This is a genomic window from Rhizobium sp. Leaf341, from assembly GCF_001424325.1.
Lineage (GTDB): Bacteria > Pseudomonadota > Alphaproteobacteria > Rhizobiales > Rhizobiaceae > Ferranicluibacter.
In genome coordinates this window covers 260,568-280,210 of record NZ_LMPE01000011.1, presented here as the reverse complement: position 1 = coordinate 280,210, position 19,643 = coordinate 260,568, and the positions used below count along the sequence as shown (strand labels likewise).

Sequence of the window (19,643 nt, the reverse complement as noted above, 5' to 3'; positions counted from 1 at the left end):
GACGCGTCCGCCCGGCTCAAGCGGCCCGGGCGTGAGGCGTGTCGTCAGCCTCCAGCAGGCGGAAGCGCGCAACGAGGCTGGCAAGCAGGTCGATGTCTTCGGCGAGCTGCAGCGTGGCAGCGTTGGTTTCCTCCACCATCGCGGCATTCTGCTGGGTCATCTGGTCGATCTGGTTGACGGATCCGTTGACCGATTCGAGCGACGCGGACTGGTCGCGGCTCGACCCGGCCAGATGATCGACGTGACCGGCGATATCCACGATTTGATGGGCGATTTCCATCAATGCGCTGCCGGTCTGTTCGACATACTGCGAGCCTGTCGCGACTTCGGCCGAGGATTTCGCAATCAGCCCGCCGATCTCCTTGGCGGCCAGGGCGGACCGTTGCGCAAGATCGCGCACCTCCTGGGCAACGACGGCAAACCCCTTCCCGGCCTCGCCCGCCCGTGCCGCCTCGACACCGGCGTTAAGCGCGAGAAGGTTTGTCTGGAAGGCGATCGCGTCGATCGCACCGACGATCTGGCCGATCTTGTCGGAGGCTTCGCGAATGCGCATCATGGCCGAGATCGCGTTCTGCACGATGTCGGAAGAGTTGTCGGCATTGCGCTTGGCCCGCTGCACGATGCCCTGAACGTCGTTGGCGCGACCGGCTGCGGTGCGCACGGTCGACGAAACCTCGTCGACGGCAGCCGAGGTCTCCTCCAGCGCTGCGGCCTGCTGTTCCGTGCGCTTGGCAAGGTCGCCGACGGCATCCGTCATCTGCTGGCCGTTGTAATGGATGGCGCTGGAGATCTGCCGGATTTCCCCGAGCGTCTCCCGCAGCCCGCCCACCGAGGCGTTGAAATCGTTGCGCAGGCGATCGAGATGCGCGGCAAACGGCGTGTCGATCGTGAAGCTCATATCGCCCCGTGCAAGGCGCGACAGGGCCTGCGCCAGCGTTTCCACGGCAAACTGGACCTGCTGCGCCGCCTCCTGTCGCTCCGCATCTGTGTGCAAGCGGTGCGCTTCCGTCTCGCGGCGCGTCGCTTCCGCCTGCTCTTCCATGGATAGCTTGGCGAGAGCGCTGCCTTTGAAGACCGACAGGGCGCGCGCCATGTCGCCAATCTCGTCCGATCGGTTTTCGCCGGTGATCGACGTGTCGAGCGCCCCATCGGCAAGCCGGCGCATGGCGGCGGTGATCTGTCCGATCGGCCCCTTCAGCGTCATCACCAGCGCCGTGCCGGCGAGCAGCGCGATAAGAATGCCGACCAGGGTAGCGCCGAGCGAAATCGTATTCGCCTGCTCACGCTCGGTGCCGGCGCTCTGCTTCTGGCTTTCGGCAAAATCCGTAAGCAGTGTCCAGGTGCCGTCGATCTGTGCGGCGGCGGCATCGAATTCCGAGCGCTGCTTCTGCGAAAGCGACAAGAGCGCAAGGGCGTTCGCCTCCAGCGACGACAGGACAGGCTTTGCCTTTGCCGGGAGCGCGGCCAGAACCGTATCGCCGGGAACGGCGGTTGCGAGCCCCTCCAGTTCCTTGCCATAGGCGTAAAGTGCCTGCTGCACCTTCTTGACGCCGGCGTCGTCCGGGACAGCCGCCAGTTCGGCGAAGACGACACGGATCTGGTTCGCATTGCCGACAATGGCGCGCAGCTTGTTGCCGACGCGATCCGCCTTGGCGATTTCCCCTTCGGCCGCCGCAAGGCCCGAAACCGCGTCGCGAAGCGCCTCGTCGGATGCCACCTTGATGGCAGCACCCGCACGATCGAAGGCGGTCGCGGCGGCGACGAGATCGCCGGCGAGCATCGGGTCCGTGGCAGCTTTCGTCGCGGCGTCGCCGAACGCCGCGATGGCGGGTTTCAGCGCATCGACGGAAGGGAGCGTCGTCTTGCCCAGAGCTTTCGTCGTGGCGTCGAGCGCGGTGACGACGGCGGGAAGACCCGTCTTGACGGCCTGGATACGCTCCCCGTCGCTTGCTGCTGCACTGGTCTGCTTGGCGAGTGCTTGGGTCGCTGAACCGAGAACGCCGACCTGCAGTGCCGTCTTGAGGCTGGTTTTCGCGGACTTTTCTATGGTCTTGGCCGCAGCGAGCAGGACGAAAGCCTGCTTGCCGGCGGCCGCCTGAACGGCAAGCAATTTTTCCGTGCTTGTGCCGACCTCGGTCGAAATGCGCTCCCTGTCGGTCTGAAGTCCCCAAAGCGTCTCGATATTGGTCGCGATGCTGGCCGACTGAGACAGGGCGTTATCAAGGCGGGAAACGTCGGTGTCGCGGCGAAGCGTGTCCGCCATCGTCTTCAGGTTGGCGATCTCGTCGTTCAATTCCTTCCGCGCCGCGTCATGCGTCTCTGCCGACGGCTGTAGAAGGAAGCGAGACATGGCAGAAAAGACCTGCTTGAAGCCGCTCAAAGACTGGAGAACGCTATTGGAGATTTCCATGCGGCCCTGGAGCAGGCCAGAGGTATAGAGGCCGGTCACCCCGACGGCTGTGATGCTCAGCACGAACGGCGTGAGCAGGACCAGCACTTTGGTCTGGATCCGGATCCGAGACATCAGACGATCGATCATGAAAGGCTCCCCTACCCTGGGCGCACCGATTGATCGGTGTCTCCCGGCGCCATTCTGTCAGATGCGGATTAAAACATAATAAAACACTTACTGTCCCTGGGTCGGCTGACGTCGGCGGCATTCTCTTCTGGGAAGATACTTTCGCATTGCGGCGCAGGGCGGTTCCTGCCATTGCGACGGTGCACAACGCCTGTCCATCCGAGGTGATTGCAACGGGAGGCGAACATGGGTTCGGACACGACCGCGAAGGGACCGCTGACGGGCATCGCGCTGGCATCGGCCGGATATGCCTGCTTTGCCCTGCAGGATGCGATCGTCAAATGGCTGGTGACGGACTATGCCGTACCGGAAATCCTGTTTTTCCGCAGCCTCGTCATCGTTGCCATTACCGGCGTTCTCGTGCGGGTGCGCAAGCATCCGTCCGCCCTGCAAAGCCCGTATCGCAAGACGCTGGTGCTTCGCGCGCTCCTGATGCTGGTGGCGTGGCTGCTGTTCTACAATGCGGCCCGATCGCTCGGCCTTGCGGAGCTGACGACGCTGTACTTCTCGGCGCCGATCATGGTCATGTTCCTGTCGATCCTGGTCTTGAAGGAGACGATCGGTGTGGGCCGCTGGATTGCCTGTATCGGCGGCTTCATTGGCGTGGTCGTCGCCGCAAATCCCACCCATTCCCCAAACCTGGTTCCGGCGGCCATGTGCGTCGTCGCAGGTTTCTGCTGGGCGTGGAGCACCATTCTCGTACGTCTCGTCAGCCGGAGCGAATCCACCCTGACACAGATGTATGCGACGAGCCTCCTGTTCGGCCTTGCCTGCGCGCTGTCGCTGCCCTGGGTCTGGACGACGCCGGACGCGGCAGGCTGGGGCCTTCTTCTTGTCCTCGGCCTCATTTCGGCTGTCGGGCAATATCTGCTTTATGACGGCTTCCGATACGCCCCGGCATCGGCGATCGCACCCGTCGAGTATACGGGCCTGATGTGGGCATTCGTCTACGGATATCTCATCTGGGCGGAGATCCCGGCGCTCAATGTCTTTCTTGGCGCCTTGCTGATCGTTGCGTCGAGCGCGTTGCTCATCGTCTGGGAGCGACGGGGACAGAGCCCCCGGCGCAAGCGTTCGCCCGCCTGAACGTATCAGGCCTGGATGAAGGCGAGCAGATCGGCGTTCAGCACGTCGGCATTGACCGTGAGCATGCCGTGCGAATAGCCGGGGTAGGTCTTCAGGGTCCCGTTCTTCAGCAGCTTGATCGACTTCTCGGCCGAGTCTGCGATCGGCACGATCTGGTCGTCTTCGCCGTGCAGAACGAGCGTCGGCACCGAGATGGCCTTCAGGTCGTCCGTCTGATCGGTTTCCGAGAAGGCCTTGATGCCGTCGTAATGCGCCTTGGCGCTGCCCATCATGCCTTGGCGCCACCAGTTGCGCACCACGGCGTCCTGCACCTTCGCCCCGTCGCGGTTGAAGCCATAGAACGGACCTGCCGGAACCTCGTGGAAGAAGACGGCACGGTTTGCGGCGAGGGCCGAGCGGAAACCGTCAAAAACCTCGAGAGGCAGGCCTTCCGGATTGCTGTTTGTCTTCAGCATCAGCGGCGGGACAGCGGAAACCAGCACGGCCTTGGCGACGCGCCCGGCCGGCTCGCCATGCTTGGCCACGTAGCGAGCGACTTCGCCGCCGCCCGTGGAATGACCGATATGGACGACGTTCTTCAGGTCGAGCGCTTCGACGACGGCGAAGGCGTCGGCCGCATAATGATCCATGTCATGTCCGTCGGCGACCTGTGCCGAGCGCCCGTGGCCGCGACGGTCATGCGCGACGACGCGAAAGCCCTTCGAGACGAAGAACAGCATCTGTGCGTCCCAATCGTCCGATGACAACGGCCAGCCGTGGTGGAACATAATCGGCTGGGCATCCTTTGGACCCCAGTCCTTGTAGAATATCTCGGTACCGTCCTTGGTGGTGATAAAGCCCATGATGGTCTCTCCTTCAGATGCGCTTGGCTTGCGGGGTTCGCCGCAAGCGCGGTTTCATCAATCGGCAGCAGGCGAGCCTCGTCCTCGGACAACGCCCGCTCGCTTTTTTACGCCGGAAACACATCTTTGAAAGTCATGGCTGACGGTTTGGTCGACATTCCTTCTCGCAACGCACAATTTTTATCGGCCAGGACCGGATCGTTTCAAGCAGCCGTCAGCCCTTCTTGGCCAGCTGCATGAGGGCGACCTGCTGCTGCAGGCGGCGTTGCGCCTGATCCACCACGACGGCGACGATGATGACGATCCCCTTGATGACCATCTGCCAGAAGGAGGACACGCCCATCATCACGAGGCCGTCCGACAGGATCCCGATGACGAAGGCGCCGATGATCGTGCCGCCGATCGTGCCCCGCCCGCCGGACATCGAAGTTCCCCCGAGCACGGCCGCCGCGATGGCATTGAGCTCGAACGAGTTGCCGGTGGCCGGATGCGCCGCCATCAGCTCGGACGAGATGACGATCCCGACGATCGCAGCGCAGAAGCCCGAGAACATATAGACGAACATCTTCACCCGGTTCACCCGGATGCCCGACATGCGCGCCGCCCGTTCATTGCCGCCGACGGCAAAGATCTGGCGGCCGAGCGGGACATAACGGGCAAAATAGGCCGCCGCGAGCGCGACGACGATCAGGATCCAGATCGACACCGGCAGGCCGATGATCCGGCCGGACCCGAGAAAGCCAAATCCCGTGGTCGAAAGGTCCGCCCTGCCGACGAGATTGGGAAACGTCTGTCCGTCGGACGAAAGCAGCGCAAGGCCCCGCGCCACATACAGCGTGCCGAGCGTTGCGATGAAAGGCGCAACATTTAGCCGGGTGATCAGCAATCCGTTGACCGCACCGATCAGGATGCCGACTGCAAGCGTGATCAGGCAGACCTCGACGATGTTGAAATAGATGGTGTAGCCGATCTGGAGATCGATGCCGTGAAGGATCAGACCGCCGGCCACCATGCCGCAGAGCCCGACGATGGAGCCGACCGAGAGATCGATGCCGCCGGTGATGATGACGAAGGTCATCCCCATGGCGAGAAACGCGTTCAGCGCGACGTGCTTCGACATCAGGATGATGTTTGCGGCCGAGAGGAAATTCGGCGCGAAGGCAGAGAAGAACGCGATGACGGCGAAAAGCGCGATGAAGGTGCGCAGCTTCATCAGCGTCAGAAGAAGCGAGCCGCTGTCCGCTGTCGCTGCCGGTGTCGTTGTGGTGGCCGTCGTCATGGCGCGAAGTCCCCGCTGCTCTGTATGGATTTGTGCCCGATCGATGCCGCCTGCACGATTGCCTCCTCGGTCGCCTCCGCCCGATCCAGGATCGTGGTGATGCGACCGTTGCTCATCACGGCAATGCGGTCCGACAGCGCCATGACCTCCTCGAGGTCGGAGGTGGAAAACAGGATAGCGAGCCCCTCGCCGGCAAGCCGGCGCATGGTTCGGAAGACGTCGGCCTTCGCGCCGACGTCGATCCCGCGGCTTGGTTCGTCCATCAGCAGGACCTTCGGTTTTGTCATCAGCGCCTTGCCGATCACCACCTTCTGCTGGTTGCCTCCGGACATGGAGGTCACCTCGAAGTCCGGATTGGGTGCCTTGATGGCGAGATCCCGGATCGCCTCGGACACCGCGGAACGCTCGCGCTCACCCGTGATATGGACCTTGAAACGCGTAAACCGGTCGAGGCTTGCCAGTGTGAGATTGGCGGCGATCGACAGGACCTGAACGAGGCCCTCGCGTTGCCGATCCTCGGGAATGAGTGCGAGGCCGCGCCGGATACGGGTCGGCGTGTCGCGCGCGGCGATCTCCTCGCCATCGATGAAGATACGGCCGGTGGCATGCGGATGATGCCCCATCACGCATTCGAAGAATTCGCTGCGTCCGGCTCCCATCAATCCGTAGATGCCCAGAACCTCGCCGGACCGGACCGTGATCGAAAGATGGTCGACCGCAAGCCCGCCCGTCCGTCGCGCAAGCGAAATGTCCTCGGCGCGAAAGGCTTCGGCGCCCATCGTGTGATTGACGGATTTCGCGAAATCCTTGGCATCCGAACCGATCATCGACCGGACGATCCATCGGGTATCGATGTCCCTGACAAGCGCTTGGCCTGTGATCCGTCCGTCTCTGAGAACGGTGATATGGTCGCCGATGCGCATCAGCTCTTCCAGGCGATGCGAGATGTAGACGATTGCCACGCCCTGCGCCTTGAGTTCGGCGATCACCTTGAACAGGATATCCACCTCGGCCGCCGACAGGGCCGAGGTCGGCTCGTCGAGGATGAGGATGCGCGTGTCGAGCGACAGGGCCTTCGCGATCTCCACCAGTTGCTGCTGGCCGATCGGAAGGTCTTCGACCATCGCCTCGGCGCGGATGCCCGCGTCGAGCCGGTCGAGGAAGGTATTGGCCTTCGCGATCTGCGCCTTGTGATCGATACCGGTCAATCCGCTGAGGATCTCGCGCGTGACGAAGATGTTTTCGGCCACGGACAGGTTGCCAAAGAGGTTGAGCTCCTGGAACACCATGCCGATGCCGTGTTTCTGCGCGTCGGCCGGAGAGTGAAACTCGACCGGTTTGCCATCGAGGAGAATCCGCCCGAGCGAGGGACGTTCGACACCGGCAATCATGCGCATCAGCGTCGATTTTCCCGCACCGTTCTCGCCCACGAGCACGTTGACGGCTCCGCGGCGCAGAGCAAGACTTGCATTCTTGACTGCGACGATGCCGGAATAGACCTTCGTCACATCCTGCAGTTCGAGGATGATATCGTCCTCATCCCTGATGGTCGGTTGGAGGGCCATCGTTATGGGCCCAGCGTGATGGTAACAGGCGTCAGCAGCGGCAGCTGACCTTTGGCCGGCACGGGAAAAGCGCCGACAGCCTCGACCGTCTTGCCGTCCAGCGCGTCGCGCGGCAGCGCCTGCAGCACCTGCGCGTTCAGGTGTGCATTGAAGGCCTTGCCGAATTCGGCCCACTGGATCTGGTTCTTGAACTGGTTGAAACTGACGAAGTCGAGACTGTCGCGGATCGCCGTTCCCTTGATAACGGGACCGATCTGGATGCGCACATCCGCCTTGCCGTCGCCGTCGATATCCGTGTCGAGGGTGGCCGCTCGGGACGTGGTTTCGGCCTTGACGATCCGCCCTGAAACCTTGGCAGCATAGGTCCAGGGGGCATTGCCCTCCTTTTCCTTGTGTCCGTATTTGGCAGCGGCGGCCTCCGCATCGGATGCGATCAGCGCCGCGACCTCGCCGTAGGGGCCGGCTTTGGACGTGAGATAGGGCACCACTTTCGGCGCCCAGAGTTCGCTCGCCTGCCGCTCGGGATTGAACCCGCCGCTCGCGACCTCTGCGGCCTCCTCGGCTGTGGGCGTCTTGATGATCTTGCAGCCGGGCAGGACCATGAGAATGGCCGAGGCAAGGCAAAGCGCGGCAGCGGCGGGATAACGCGGCATTCCGTCAACTCCGGATGAAAAAGGTGCGGGCGGTGCGCCAGGACGAACCGCCCGTTTCAGGAAGGCGCGATCAATCCTTGAGCGCGAAGGTCTCGAGCTTGTCGGCATTGTCGGCGTTGATCAGCACGCAATCCATCAGCTGCTTTTCTTCGGCCGGGCCCTTGCCCGTCTTGATGTAGGCGTCTGCCTGCTCGACCGCCATCTGGGCCTGGGCATAGGCCGGCTGCATCACGGTCGCCTTGATGCCGCCCGACTTGATGCTGTCGCGAACGTCGTTGGAGCCGTCGAACCCGACGACGATGACGTCCTTGCGATTTGCGGCCTGCAGGGCGGCGATCGCCCCCATTGCCATGGTGTCGTTGCCCGCGATCACGCCCTGGATATCCGGGTTGGCCTGCAGGATGGTCTCCATCTTGGAGTAGCCTTCCGTCTGGCTCCAATTGGCAGACTGCTGGGCAACCATCTTCAGGTCGGGATATTCGTCGATGATGTCATGGTAGCCCTTCGAGCGGATGCCGGCATTCAAGTCGGCCTCGCGACCGAGCAGCTCGACATACTTGCCCTTCTCGCCCATCAGTTTCACGAACTCTTCGGCGCCGAGCTGTGCGCCCTGGTAGTTGTTCGAGACGATCTGGGAGACGGCGACACCAGTCGCGTTGATTTCGCGGTCGATCAGGAAGGACGGGATTTTTGCGTCCTTGGCCTTCTGGACGGCAGCGATCGACGCTTCCGAGCCGGCATTGTCGAGGATGATGGCTTTCGCGCCACGGCCGATGGCCGTGTCGATCAGCTGCGACTGCTTGTTGGCGTCGTCGTCGTGAACGAGCACGAGCGTTTCATAGCCAAGTTCCTTCGCCTTGGCTTCCGCCCCGACGGCTTCCGCCTTGAAGAACGGATTGTCGTGGCTCGGCGTGATGATGGCGATGAGATCGGCTGCACTGGACGGCATGGCCGTACCGAGCGCAAGAGCGCTGGCAAAGGCAGCAAGGATCAGTCCGCGTGTGAATGTCATGTGTTCCTCCCGGTTGTTGGTTCGTTGCGCGGGCCCGCCTCCCTGCGGTCCCGTATCGGTTGAGCGAAGCTGCCCTTTTTCGGAGCAGCATCGGCCGTGCCTGACGGTCTCAGGTGATCCGCCGGATACTCTCTGCGATCTCCTGGGGCTCAAAGACCTTTTTCCAGTCGTCGCGCATCAGCGCGGGGATGCCGAACTCGATCGCCTTGTTGCAGGCATCCGAGAACACGCCGTCCACCTCCTTGAAGATCACGGCGCCGAGCACGTTCATGTGGCCGAGCAGGAAGTCGCGCGCTGCCTGTTCCGGCACGCCGCGCTTGACGCATTCATCGAGCGCTTGGCTCATGACGACGAGCAGCGAGGCGCAGACCGTTTCCGACAGGCCGGGCTCGAGAATTGCCATCTGCTCGACCGTGACCCGGTGCGACCGCATCACCGGCGCCCAGATGGTCTTTGCCACCTCCTCGCCAAGCGCATAATGCGACTCGGGGCCCTGCATCAGCGCGGAAACGATGTGCTGCTTTGCGGCTATCCCGCCAAAGTGATCCTTCTTCGCCGCCATCTCCGTCTCGTCGTTGAAGATCGGGGGATGGCAGGGATGCGTGACGAAATAGGTGATGTCGGCGCGCTCCGGCAGATGGCCGGCAAAGGGCGCGGCCGCGTCGAGCACCACGACCATGGTGCCGGGGGAAAGCTTGTCGACGATCCCCGAGGCCACCTTGCCGATCGCCGTGTCCGGCACGGCAAGAACCACGACCTCCGCGCCGTTGAGCGCTTCCTCGACGGGAAGGCATGTGAGGCCGAGATCGGCCTGGAGCCGCGCACGACCGGCTTCGCTCACCTCCACAGGGCGGATGTCGAAGCGCGAGCCGATGAGGTTGCGGGCAAGCCTTGTGCCCATTTTGCCGCCGGCGCCGAAGAGTGCAATCGATGTCATGTGTGCTGATCCCGTTTGGTTACGGCATCTAATGGCAACTGGTATAATGAGTCAATGATCATTTCACATGATGTCATAGGGAGCGTTGCGCGGATGGCGGTTATGCGTTGCCCTCTGAGCAAAGATCTCTTTGCGATCGTTGGGCGATCTCGCTAAACCCGGAGCATCCTGGTTTTGCGCCACCTGGTATCCGGACCGATGACATGCTCGTCTTTCTCGACTTTGAAGCCTCGTCTCTGGGCAAGAAAAGCTTCCCCGTCGAGGTTGCCTGGGTCTTTGAGGACGGAACGTCCCGCTCACATCTGATCCGTCCTGCGCCCGATTGGCAGGACTGGTCTATGAAGGCGGAGCACATTCACGGCTTGACGCGTCGCCGGCTCCACGCGGAGGGGACGCCCGTCGCAGAGGTCGCGCGCGAGATGATGGAAACGCTTGAGGGGCACGCCCTTTATGCCAGCGCGCCGTCCTGGGATGGGAAATGGCTCAGCGTATTGCTGCGTGCCGGAGGTTTGCCGCGGCACGCCCTGCGTCTTGCAAAATCCGACGATGTCTTTCTGGCGCACGCGCGGAGCATCATGGACGAGACGTTTACGCGGCGCGAGATCGCGGCGTTCGTCACAGAGATGATCGAGCAGACCGAGCCCGCGCAACCCGTGCATCGGGCGCTGGCCGATGCGACGCTGGAACACACGCGCTGGCTCGCCATCCGGGAGGCGGCAGTCAAGGCTGTCGAGGCGCGCCGACAGGCCGCGCCCTAGAGCGCGTTGCGTCAAAAAGGTGTCACGCGACGCGCTTTAAGGTCTTATCTGGATGCATGTCGTTTCCCGAAACCGCTGCACACTTCGGGCCACATGCATGAGTGACGCCCGTCAGGCGACGGCGCGTGCGTTTTCCGAATGCAGGTCCGCGGGTCGCCCGGCTTCCGTGAAGACCCGGTTTCTCCCCGCCAGCTTCGCCCCATAGAGCGCGCGGTCGGCACGAGCCACGACCTCGTAGATGCTGAGATCGTCGAGGCGCGTTTCGGCAACGCCGAAGCTCGCCGTCACCGGCCCTGTGTGCGGCCAGTCCGCCGATCCGATCCTGGTCTGCAGACCCTCTGCGACATGGGCAGCGGCGGAGACCGTCAGTCCGGGGAGGTACAGCACGAACTCCTCGCCGCCGAAACGCGCGAGAACGGCATCCCCCGCATGCCCGTCGACGAGGATCTGAGCGACCTTGGCAATGACGGCATCCCCGGCGGCGTGACCGTGCCGGTCGTTGATCTTTTTGAAGTGGTCGATGTCGCAAACGATCACTGCGCCGGCGCGCGTCTTCTGTCCGGCGAGCCGGTCGAAACCACGCCGATTGAAGAGACCGGTCATCGGATCCCGGTCGGCCACGTCCTTGTAGCGACCGATGACCTCCAGCGTCACGCAGCCAAGCGCCGCAAAGGCCAGCAGAAGGCCGATGAGCGTGCTCGTGGACTGCATGAAGAAGGCGTAGGGCGACGCCAGAAACGTTTCGAAGTCGGCCGGATTGCGGTTGAGAACGATCATGACGACGTTGCGGATCAGCGCGTCGCCGATGACCATGAAAACCACAGCGAGTAGCAGGCGCTCCGCCGCGCCGCGCGCGTGCCGAAGGACGGCAACGGCGGGCACGCCGAGGCAGAGCGAGGTCAGGACATCATTGGCCGAAAGCGCGAGCGTCGGGTTTTGCAAAACGAACGTCGAGACGACCGAAGCGACGACGCCGACCGCGACGATTGCCACGCGCGGCACGATCGGCAGTCTTCGCCGGAACTGTCTTAACAGCCCCTGCCCGTAGAAGCTGAGAGCCAGCAGGAAAAGCGTATCCGCGATCAGTGCGCAAAAGGGCCCGGGAACGGTCGTCGACAGGATCGGCATGACGAAACCGAGAGCAGCGGCAAGGTAGCCGAGACCCCACCATGGCGCCGACCGCGGCTCATGGCATGCGACGAACAGGAACGTCAGCCCGAAGACACAGAAGATGACCGGTAGAAGAAAAGCAAAATGATCCATGTCAGTTCCGGCTGCTGATCCCCGAGGGCGCCGTGGCCTCTCGAAGGTCGCGCGCGGACGCTTTTGTGCGTTTGTACTGACGTTAGATACCCCGCTTTAACAGCGGGTAAACATATTGTCCTACGCAGAAATTCGTCGGGGCAAAACCGCCGCCTTCGGTACGGCCTGGCCTGTCCATGGCAGACAGCAAAGGTCTGGCCAGCGGATGTTGCCCACACCGGGACCAGGAAGAACAACGGCGACCTGGTCCTCATGGTCCTTTGAATGCCGTCCGGCAAAAACGAAAGCGCCGGCTCGGACGCGTTCCGAGCCGGCGCTTTCGTCATGGTCTTCGTCAGCCTTGGCTGACCTGCCTCATCAGTCCCTGCCAACGCCGAGCTTGTCGATCGTCGACATCAGCAGATCGGCGCACGCCTTTGCGGGCTCGTCGTCTGCGCATTTCAGGTCGATCTTCACGTCGTCCGTTTCGATGCGGTAATGCGCAGCCTTGGACGGCGGCGGCGGACGGTGGCCGTCAGGACCGCGGTGCCATTTGTCGCCCCGCATCGCCTCTTCCGGTCCGCGCGGACCACCCGGCGGCGGCGGTGGCGGCGTCATGGCCTCGGCGGCTGCCGGCGGGGCGGGTGGCGGCGGTGGCGTATCCTGAGCAGAGGCTGCGCCTGCAGCAAGCGAGAGGGTAAATCCGGTCAGAAGAAGAAGGCGCTTCATAGGAGATCCTGTTGTTGAATGCCCCCCTCAACGCCGCGTCCGATATTTTGTTCAGTGATAACATTCTGATTTAGGCATAAAATTGCCCAGCAAAGTTCCCCTCTCGGAAGGCCGGCCCACGGCAAAGCAGCAGGCTGGCAGACTGCGTCATGCCTGCAGCGCACGTTCGAAGATGCGCGTCAGCCGTTCGGCAAAGGCGCGGGGGTCGGCAGGCTTGTCGCCATCGAGGACGCGCGCCTGGTCGAGAAGGAGCAGAGCCGCATCCTCCTTCAGGGCAGCGCCGTCAGCCTTGGCGGCAATCGTCTTGACGAGAGGGTGCGTCGGGTTGATTTCGAGGATCGGCTTGGCCGAAAGCTCGAGACGGCCAGCGCCGTGGAGGATCTTCTCCATCTGTCGGTCGTAGCCGCCCTCTGAGGCCACCAGGCAGACGGCGCTTTCCGTCAGACGGTCGGATGCGCGAACGTCCGAAACCTCGCCGGAGAGTTTTTCCTTGGCGTAGGCGATGAAGGTGGCGACATCGGATGACGGCGCGTTGTCAGGTGCTGTTTCCCCGTCCGCTTTGGTGAACTGCGCGAGATCGGCAGCACCCTGCGTGATCGACTTGAACGTCTTGCCCTCGAACTCGCCGGCCATCATGACCCAGAAACTGTCGATCTGGTCCGTAAGAAGCAGGACTTCCACACCCCGCGCGCGAAAACCCTCAAGCTGCGGAGAGGCTCTCAACTGCTCGAGACTGGTGCCCGTCAGGTAATAGATCGCCGACTGTTCAGGCTTGGCGTCGGCCACATATTGCTTCAGCGACCGGATCTCCCCGGAAGACGCGGTCGTCTTGAAACGGGCAAGCGACAGAAGTTGCGCCCGTCGTTCGCCATCCTCGTAGATCCCCTCTTTCAGGACCGCGCCAAAATTCTCCCAGACCTTCCCAAACGCCTCCGCATCGCTTTCGGCGAGCTTTTCCAGCGCGGTGATGATGCGGCTGGCGACGCCCTTGCGGATCGCGGACAGGATGGGACTTTCCTGGATCATTTCGCGCGAGACGTTCAACGGTAGATCGGCGGTGTCGACAAGACCGCGAACGAAGCGCAGGTAGCGCGGCAAAACGTCGGCCTCATCGGTGATGAACACGCGCTTGACGTAAAGCTTCATGTGGCCCTTGCGGTCCGGATCGAACATGTCGAACGGCTGCGCGCCGGGGATATAGGCCAGCGTCGTGTATTCGTGGCGTCCTTCGGCCCGGAAGTGCACGGTCAGGGCCGGCTCGTCGTACTGTCCGGACAGGCTCCGGTAGAAATCGGCGTGATCTTCCTTGGAGATGTCGTTTTTCGCCCGCGTCCACAGTGCCGTTCCGTCGGTCAGTTGGGCGGGTTCTTCGCCCGGCTTGTCGACGATCGCGACCGGCACGGGCACATGGCCGGACTGTTCCTTGACGATGCGTTCGACCGACCAGCGGGTGGCGTAGCTCTTGGCATCTTCCATGAGATGCAGCGTGATGCGTGTGCCCCGCGCCGGCGCGTCCGCATGATCGACCGCGCTCACGGTATAGGCGCCCTGCCCGTCCGAGGACCAGAGCCACGCCTCTTGCGACCCGGCACGCCGCGAAACGACGTCGACACGATCGGCGACCATGAAGCAGGAATAGAAGCCGACGCCGAACTGGCCGATCAGCTGAGCGCCCTCGCCAGCCTTGTTGGCTTCGATTCGCTCCATGAAGGCGCGGGTGCCGGAACGCGCGATGGTGCCGAGCGCCTCGATCAGCTCCTCCCGGCTCATGCCGATGCCGTTATCCTCCACGATCAGGCGGCGGTTGTCCTCGTCAAGCGTCAGCGTGATGCGGCTGTCCGCATCGCTCCCCAGAAGCTGTGGTGCGGCGATCGCCTCGAAGCGCAGCTTCTCGCAGGCGTCCGCCGCGTTCGAGATCAGCTCGCGCAGGAAGACGTCCTTGTCCGAGTAGACCGAGTGCACCATCATATGCAGAAGGCGCGACACGTCGGCTTCGAAAACATGGCTCTCGGCGGGGCGTTCCGCATCAAGGTTCGTCATATCTCATCGTCTCCGTCATGACCGAAATTTCAACGACCAGTTGGCGAAGATTCCGTGCAGATTCAAGATGCTTGCAAAGCGCATCCGCGCGTTTCGCAGGAAAATATGCAGACGGCGTCCCGGGGTGTCGCCCTGGAACGCCGTGCTTTCCTGTTTCGAGGTCTGCCGCGCGCGACGCTTAGGGCTGCGGCGGCTGGAGAGTGCTGGCGTCTGCAGGTGCGGCGCCGGGCCCTGCGTCAGGCTCCGGTGCCGCACCGGACGGAGGCGCCCTCCCGGCTGCGGGGCCATCAAGCGCAGCGGCGTCGGCAGGGCCGCCCGCGGGTCCGGCATCGGACAGCGCACCGGGCCCCCGCTTCGGCCCGTCTTTCGGCCCCTGCAGCCCCTTCGGACCATGCTCATGATGCGGAGGCCGGCCCGCCGGACCCAGCGCCTCGACCTTGCCGTCCGGATGGACCAGGAAGCTCGCATGCAGGAAACCGTCGTCGAAGCGGCCCTGGACGCTGACCGCCTCATCGATTTTGACGAGCTTTCCGTCCTCGCCGGAAGGGCCGGTTTCCACCAGGGCACGACCGCTCGCGTCCTGGAGCACGAACTTGTTGCCGAAAATCTCGGCCACCTGGCCCTTGATGGTGACCAGGTCACCGTCGGGCATCGCGGAAATGGCGACCGGTGCCATCGGCGCCATCTCGATGCTCGGCTTGGCGAGCTTCATAGCACCCGCACCGCCGGCGACCCCAAGCGCGAGGAGGGCAATGCCTGCCACACCGGTGAGGGCCAGCCGCGACGTCCGCCTGCGACGCGACGGGGACGCAGGGGCGGGCGCAGCGGCGTGGGTCGGCTCGTGGGCAGCGGTCAAGGTTTCTTCGTTTGACATCGTCGTCTCCTGTGATGTTGACGAGGCCCTTCTAGCAAGACCGCCCCACCGGCAGCCTGAACCCTGCGGTTCAGCTTGAGTTAAGCCGGTGCGCCCTATGTCCTCTGCATCAGCAGCAGGAAACGGTCTCATGAGAGTTCTTCTGGTCGAGGACGACGCCGATCTGTCGCGACGCATCGCCACGAGCCTGCGCGCGGAAAGCTTCGTCGTCGATGTCGCAGTTAACGGCGAGGATGCAGAGCATGCAGGCCTCACGGAAATCTTCGATATCGCGGTGCTCGACCTCGGCCTGCCGCGCAAGGACGGCATCTCGGTTCTCAAAGCCTGGCGGGATGCGGGCCGGACCTTTCCGGTGATGATCTTGACGGCGCGAGACGGATGGCCCGACAAGGTGGCCGGCTTCAAGGCCGGCGCCGACGATTTCATGACCAAGCCGTTCAAGGTCGAGGAACTCGTGCTGCGACTGCGGGCGCTTGTTCGCCGTGCCACAGGCCATGCCGCGTCGCTGGTGACGTGCGGGCCCCTGGTCTTCGATGCACAGCTCGGCACCTTCGAGCTGGATGGGTTGCCTCTGAAACTGACCGCACTGGAATGGCGGGTGCTCTCATGCCTCATCCTGCGCAAGGAGGTCATCGTCGACCGACGTGAGCTGATCGAGCGGGTCTATGACGGCGATGCCGATGTCGACTCCAACTCGATCGAGGTCATCGTCGCCCGGCTGCGCCGGAAGATTGGGGCGGAACGCATCGAGACCGTCCGCGGGCGAGGCTACATGCTGGCGGCCGCGGCATGATGCTCCCATCCCTCCCCGCCCGTTCCACCATCGCCGCGCGCCTTCTCACCTTCTCCATGTTGTTCGTCACCGGCATCCTGATCATCGCCGCGGGCATCCTCTGGTGGATCGTGGCAGGTGTCGTGCGCGAACAGATCGACCAGCGGCTCGACACGCAGATCGAGGCCCTGCGTGGCACGCTGTCCATTGCCCCCGACGGATCCACGGCGCTCGGCGCGTCTCTCGACGGGCCGCCTTTCGATCGCGTCGGATCAGGATGGTATTGGCAGGTGACCGGACACGGCGCGCCGCTCACCTCGCTCTCGCTTGCGGGCCGCACGATCGACCGTCCTCCTCGCCCGGTGCCCAACCGCCATCGTCCCGCCACCAACCCGATGCCGCTTCCCGACGCCGCGCGGGATGGCGGGATGGATCTGCATGTGCGGACCGCCGAAGCGCATATCGGTGATCGTGTTTTGCAGATCACGGCGACCGCGCCCCAATCCGCGTTAAACGATCCGGCGCAAAGGGCCCTGTTCTGGCTGATACCGGCGATGACGGTGCTCGGGATCAGCCTCCTCCTCGGCACGTTCCTGCAGGTGCGCTTCGGCCTGCGTCCGTTGAAGCAGTTGACGCGCGATGTCGCGCAGGTCGCGGCGGGATCGCGGGAAAGGCTGCCGGAGGTGGAGGCAAGAGACCTGCAACCGGTCGCAAACGAGATCAACCGGCTGATCGCGGTCAATCTCCAGCGCCTAAGCGATACCCGCCTGCATTTCGCCAACCTCGCGCATGGCTTGAAGACGCCGATCGCCAGCCTTTCGCTGGCGCTGGATGACAGCAACGATCCTGACGGCGAGATGCGCCAGCTGGTCGGACGGATCGACACGCGCATTCGCCATCATCTGGCGCGGGCACGCAAGACGATGTCCGGCGCGGGCATGGCTGCCGCGACCCTGCTTCAGCCCAGCCTTGCCGACCTCCTGCAGATCATGTCCCGCATTCACGCCGAGAGAGGTCACCACGTCACCTGCGACGTCGAAGGCGACATCGCGGTTGCCTGTGCCTCGGACGATCTCGAGGAGGTGCTCGGCAACCTCATCGACAACGCGTTCAAATGGGCGCGAAGCGAGGTTGCCATCTCGGCGGCCGTCGAGGATCGCATGGTTGTCGTACGTATCGCGGACGACGGACCGGGCATCGCGGAGGCCGAACTGGCAAGCGCGTTCCTGCCGGGCATCCGTATGGACGAGACCGTCCAGGGCGACGGCTTCGGCCTGACGATCGCTCGGGAGATTGCGGACATCTACGGCGGCGGGATCGCCCTCGTAAACCGCCCGGAAAGCGGTTTGGCCGTGATCCTTCGCCTACCCCGCGCCGCGTCTGCGTCACCGCCTGAGCGACAGCCGAGCGTTTCCCCTGGGGGATAGAAGCGGACGTCGCAGGAAGACCGGCGTCCGGCGTCGGCGTCCGCCGTGCCGGCCTGTGGAACTTCGCTCGCGACAAGCCGTTATCGGGATTAGCGAACCGAAGGAGCGATCATGGTAAACCAGAACAACATTTCGCCGGCCGTCAGGTCTCTGCAGAATGAACAGGGCGATCGTGAGCGCCGCGGGACAGACGGCGACTTGGACAAGGCGCTGGAAGACACATTCCCGGCCTCCGATCCTGTGGCTGTCACGTCGACGACAGGCCCGGAAAGTTTCACCGGAAATGCGCGCTCACATCGTCGCGCGTCAACGTCTTCCGATATCAAGGGATCGATAGACGGCTACATGGCCGACATTGAGGGTCGCATCCGCGAGAAACCGCTGGCCGCCGCCGCGATTGTCGCCGCTGTCGCCTGGCTGTATGGCCGCACGCGCTAACGATCATTTCTTTTGAAGCTTTGAACAGGCAGGCTCAGGCCTGCCTGTTTCGTTTGGTGCTTCCATCGGCGGCAAGCACCGCCATCGGGCCGACACGGTTTCGCCCATCTCGCTTCGCCTGGTAGAGTCCGGCATCCGCTTCGGAGACCAGTCTCTGCGCCCCGTCGAGCGCCCGTCCCGCCATTCTCGATAGACCGATGCTGGTGGTGAGGGCGATGCGGCGCCCGTCCTCGCTGCGCACATCGAGCGACATGATCGCAACGCGCATGCGCTCGGCCATCTCCATCAGCGACGTGTTGTTCCGCATGGGAACGACGGCCACGAACTCCTCTCCGCCGAAGCGTCCGACGGTTGCCCCGTCACTTGCCTCGAACAGGCGCAGGACATCCGCGACCGCGACGAGGCAGGCATCGCCGGCATGATGCCCATAGGTGTCGTTGATCACCTTGAAGTGGTCGAGGTCGATCATCATCACGGCGATATCCGGACCGCCCGCCCGGGCGGCCTCGAACGTTGACTCAAGCACCGCCTGCAGCGACCGCCGATTGGCAAGGCCCGTCAGACTGTCGCGGTCCGACAGGATCTTCAGCAACGCGTTGGTGCGTGTCAGGTCTGTAGAGAGCGCGCCATAAGCCTCTACGGCATCGGCAATCGTTGCAAGTTCGTGAAAGACAGGTTTGGCGGGCGCGTCCTGGTCGGCCTTGCCATGGCTGATGGCTTCCAGCCGGGCCACGGCGGCCCCGATCGGCGCCATCACATGGCGGCTGACGACCCAGAGCGTCAGCACGAAGAACAGGACCGGCAAGGTGAGGATCAGCGTCCAGCCGAGCTTTACCTCGCGCGCCGCGCTGCCGATCGTCCATGCCATGCTGTCGGCGAGCGCGACAGCGTCCGTCGCCAGCGTCTCACTCAGTCGGTCCGCCGTATTCATCGCATGCTGGTAGGCTTCGGCGCTTGCTGCGTCCGTCTTGAGGATCTCGGCCTGGATTCCCGCCTGGATCGCCGGCGTGACCGCCGCCGCGTTGGGATCGCGAAGCCTGCGCGAGGCTTCGCGGGAGGTGACGATCACCTTGACGAACGCGGCAATATCGCGCGCGCCGTCGATCAGGGTCTGGTTCTCGTCCAGCGTAAAACTCTGGCACAGGGTCTGCAATTGCAGCTGGATCTGCCGCTCGATCTTCCGGTCATGGGCAAGATAGACAGAGCGAATGAGCGACGCCGCGCGCTCGACCTTCAACGCATTCCGGTTCTGGGACAAGATCAGCGGAATCTGTTGCTCGCGGGCGGTCGTTGCATCCCGCTCGATGCCGTTCAGGAACTGGACGGAATAGGCGGCTGCCGCCCCGGCATAGAGGCAGACCAGCAGCAGGGCGATCCTGCCGACAAGTCGCATCGACAGGCCATGCCGGGA

The 19,643-nt window shown here is 63.5% G+C and carries 16 protein-coding genes and 1 pseudogene; 5 read left to right on the top strand and 12 right to left on the bottom strand.

The genetic code is table 11. The features are described from left to right. Nucleotides 1–16: 16 nt before the first annotated feature. Complete coding sequence (locus tag ASG03_RS12465) at nucleotides 17–2,539, bottom strand: methyl-accepting chemotaxis protein (RefSeq protein ID WP_062693786.1); 2,523 nt, start codon at nucleotides 2,537–2,539, stop codon at nucleotides 17–19. 225 nt (nucleotides 2,540–2,764) lie between these two features. Here ASG03_RS12465 and ASG03_RS12460 point away from each other — a divergent pair, with 225 nt between their 5' ends. Next, the gene (locus tag ASG03_RS12460) at nucleotides 2,765–3,664 is read left to right on the top strand and encodes a DMT family transporter (protein WP_062693785.1); all 900 of its coding nucleotides are present in this window, start codon (nucleotides 2,765–2,767) and stop codon (nucleotides 3,662–3,664) included. 5 nt (nucleotides 3,665–3,669) lie between these two features. Here the strand turns inward: ASG03_RS12460 and ASG03_RS12455 are convergent, their stop codons facing one another. The 6 genes from ASG03_RS12455 to ASG03_RS12430 form a co-directional block, all read right to left on the bottom strand. After that, nucleotides 3,670–4,506: an alpha/beta fold hydrolase gene (locus ASG03_RS12455; RefSeq protein WP_062693784.1), complete on the bottom strand. Its 837-nt coding sequence runs from the start codon at nucleotides 4,504–4,506 to the stop codon at nucleotides 3,670–3,672. A 214-nt stretch (nucleotides 4,507–4,720) separates the two neighbouring features. Continuing rightward, a complete protein-coding gene (locus tag ASG03_RS12450; protein WP_062478750.1) occupies nucleotides 4,721–5,785 on the bottom strand; it encodes an ABC transporter permease in 1,065 nt (354 codons plus the stop codon). Next, nucleotides 5,782–7,350, bottom strand: coding sequence for a sugar ABC transporter ATP-binding protein (locus tag ASG03_RS12445; RefSeq protein WP_062693783.1), 1,569 nt, complete (start codon nucleotides 7,348–7,350; stop codon nucleotides 5,782–5,784). The genes ASG03_RS12450 and ASG03_RS12445 overlap by 4 nt, the downstream gene beginning before the upstream one ends. 2 nt (nucleotides 7,351–7,352) lie before the next feature. Next, the gene (locus ASG03_RS12440; RefSeq protein ID WP_062693782.1) at nucleotides 7,353–8,003 is read right to left on the bottom strand and encodes a DUF2291 family protein; all 651 of its coding nucleotides are present in this window, start codon (nucleotides 8,001–8,003) and stop codon (nucleotides 7,353–7,355) included. 70 nt (nucleotides 8,004–8,073) lie between these two features. Next, nucleotides 8,074–9,015: a D-ribose ABC transporter substrate-binding protein gene (locus tag ASG03_RS12435; protein ID WP_062478741.1), complete on the bottom strand. Its 942-nt coding sequence runs from the start codon at nucleotides 9,013–9,015 to the stop codon at nucleotides 8,074–8,076. 109 nt (nucleotides 9,016–9,124) lie between these two features. Continuing rightward, on the bottom strand, nucleotides 9,125–9,952 hold the full coding sequence (locus ASG03_RS12430) for a phosphogluconate dehydrogenase C-terminal domain-containing protein (RefSeq protein WP_062693781.1): 828 nt from the start codon (nucleotides 9,950–9,952) through the stop codon (nucleotides 9,125–9,127). A gap of 203 nt (nucleotides 9,953–10,155) precedes the next feature. On the opposite strand from ASG03_RS12430, the gene ASG03_RS12425 reads away from it, so the two are divergent. Next, nucleotides 10,156–10,710, top strand: coding sequence for a hypothetical protein (locus ASG03_RS12425; RefSeq protein WP_062693780.1), 555 nt, complete (start codon nucleotides 10,156–10,158; stop codon nucleotides 10,708–10,710). A 111-nt stretch (nucleotides 10,711–10,821) separates the two neighbouring features. Here ASG03_RS12425 and ASG03_RS12420 read toward each other — a convergent pair whose 3' ends face one another. The 4 genes and pseudogenes from ASG03_RS12420 to ASG03_RS12405 all read right to left on the bottom strand — a co-directional run. Beyond that, on the bottom strand, nucleotides 10,822–11,973 hold the full coding sequence (locus tag ASG03_RS12420; protein ID WP_062693779.1) for a GGDEF domain-containing protein: 1,152 nt from the start codon (nucleotides 11,971–11,973) through the stop codon (nucleotides 10,822–10,824). Nucleotides 11,974–12,330: 357 nt separating this feature from the next. Then, nucleotides 12,331–12,681, bottom strand: coding sequence for a hypothetical protein (locus tag ASG03_RS12415; RefSeq protein WP_062478730.1), 351 nt, complete (start codon nucleotides 12,679–12,681; stop codon nucleotides 12,331–12,333). A gap of 147 nt (nucleotides 12,682–12,828) precedes the next feature. Then, nucleotides 12,829–14,721, bottom strand: a complete 1,893-nt coding sequence (gene htpG, locus ASG03_RS12410; RefSeq protein ID WP_062693778.1) for a molecular chaperone HtpG — start codon at nucleotides 14,719–14,721, stop codon at nucleotides 12,829–12,831. A gap of 400 nt (nucleotides 14,722–15,121) precedes the next feature. Beyond that, nucleotides 15,122–15,595, bottom strand: a pseudogene (locus ASG03_RS12405) (hypothetical protein); the annotation flags it as partial. Nucleotides 15,596–15,725: 130 nt separating this feature from the next. Between ASG03_RS12405 and ASG03_RS12400 the strand changes: the two are divergent. The 3 genes from ASG03_RS12400 (at nucleotide 15,726) to ASG03_RS12390 (ending at nucleotide 18,232) form a co-directional block, all read left to right on the top strand. After that, nucleotides 15,726–16,388 (top strand): response regulator, encoded by a 663-nt coding sequence (locus tag ASG03_RS12400; protein ID WP_062693777.1) that lies wholly within the window; start codon nucleotides 15,726–15,728, stop codon nucleotides 16,386–16,388. Beyond that, the gene (locus ASG03_RS12395; protein ID WP_062693776.1) at nucleotides 16,385–17,794 is read left to right on the top strand and encodes a sensor histidine kinase; all 1,410 of its coding nucleotides are present in this window, start codon (nucleotides 16,385–16,387) and stop codon (nucleotides 17,792–17,794) included. Before ASG03_RS12400 ends, ASG03_RS12395 begins: the two co-directional genes overlap by 4 nt. A gap of 198 nt (nucleotides 17,795–17,992) precedes the next feature. Then, a complete protein-coding gene (locus ASG03_RS12390) occupies nucleotides 17,993–18,232 on the top strand; it encodes a hypothetical protein (protein WP_244475238.1) in 240 nt (79 codons plus the stop codon). Nucleotides 18,233–18,266: 34 nt separating this feature from the next. On the opposite strand, the gene ASG03_RS12385 is transcribed toward ASG03_RS12390, so the two are convergent. Continuing rightward, nucleotides 18,267–19,625 carry a GGDEF domain-containing protein gene (locus ASG03_RS12385; protein WP_062693775.1) on the bottom strand — a complete coding sequence of 453 codons (1,359 nt, stop codon included), beginning with the start codon at nucleotides 19,623–19,625 and terminating at the stop codon, nucleotides 18,267–18,269. Nucleotides 19,626–19,643: the final 18 nt, after the last annotated feature.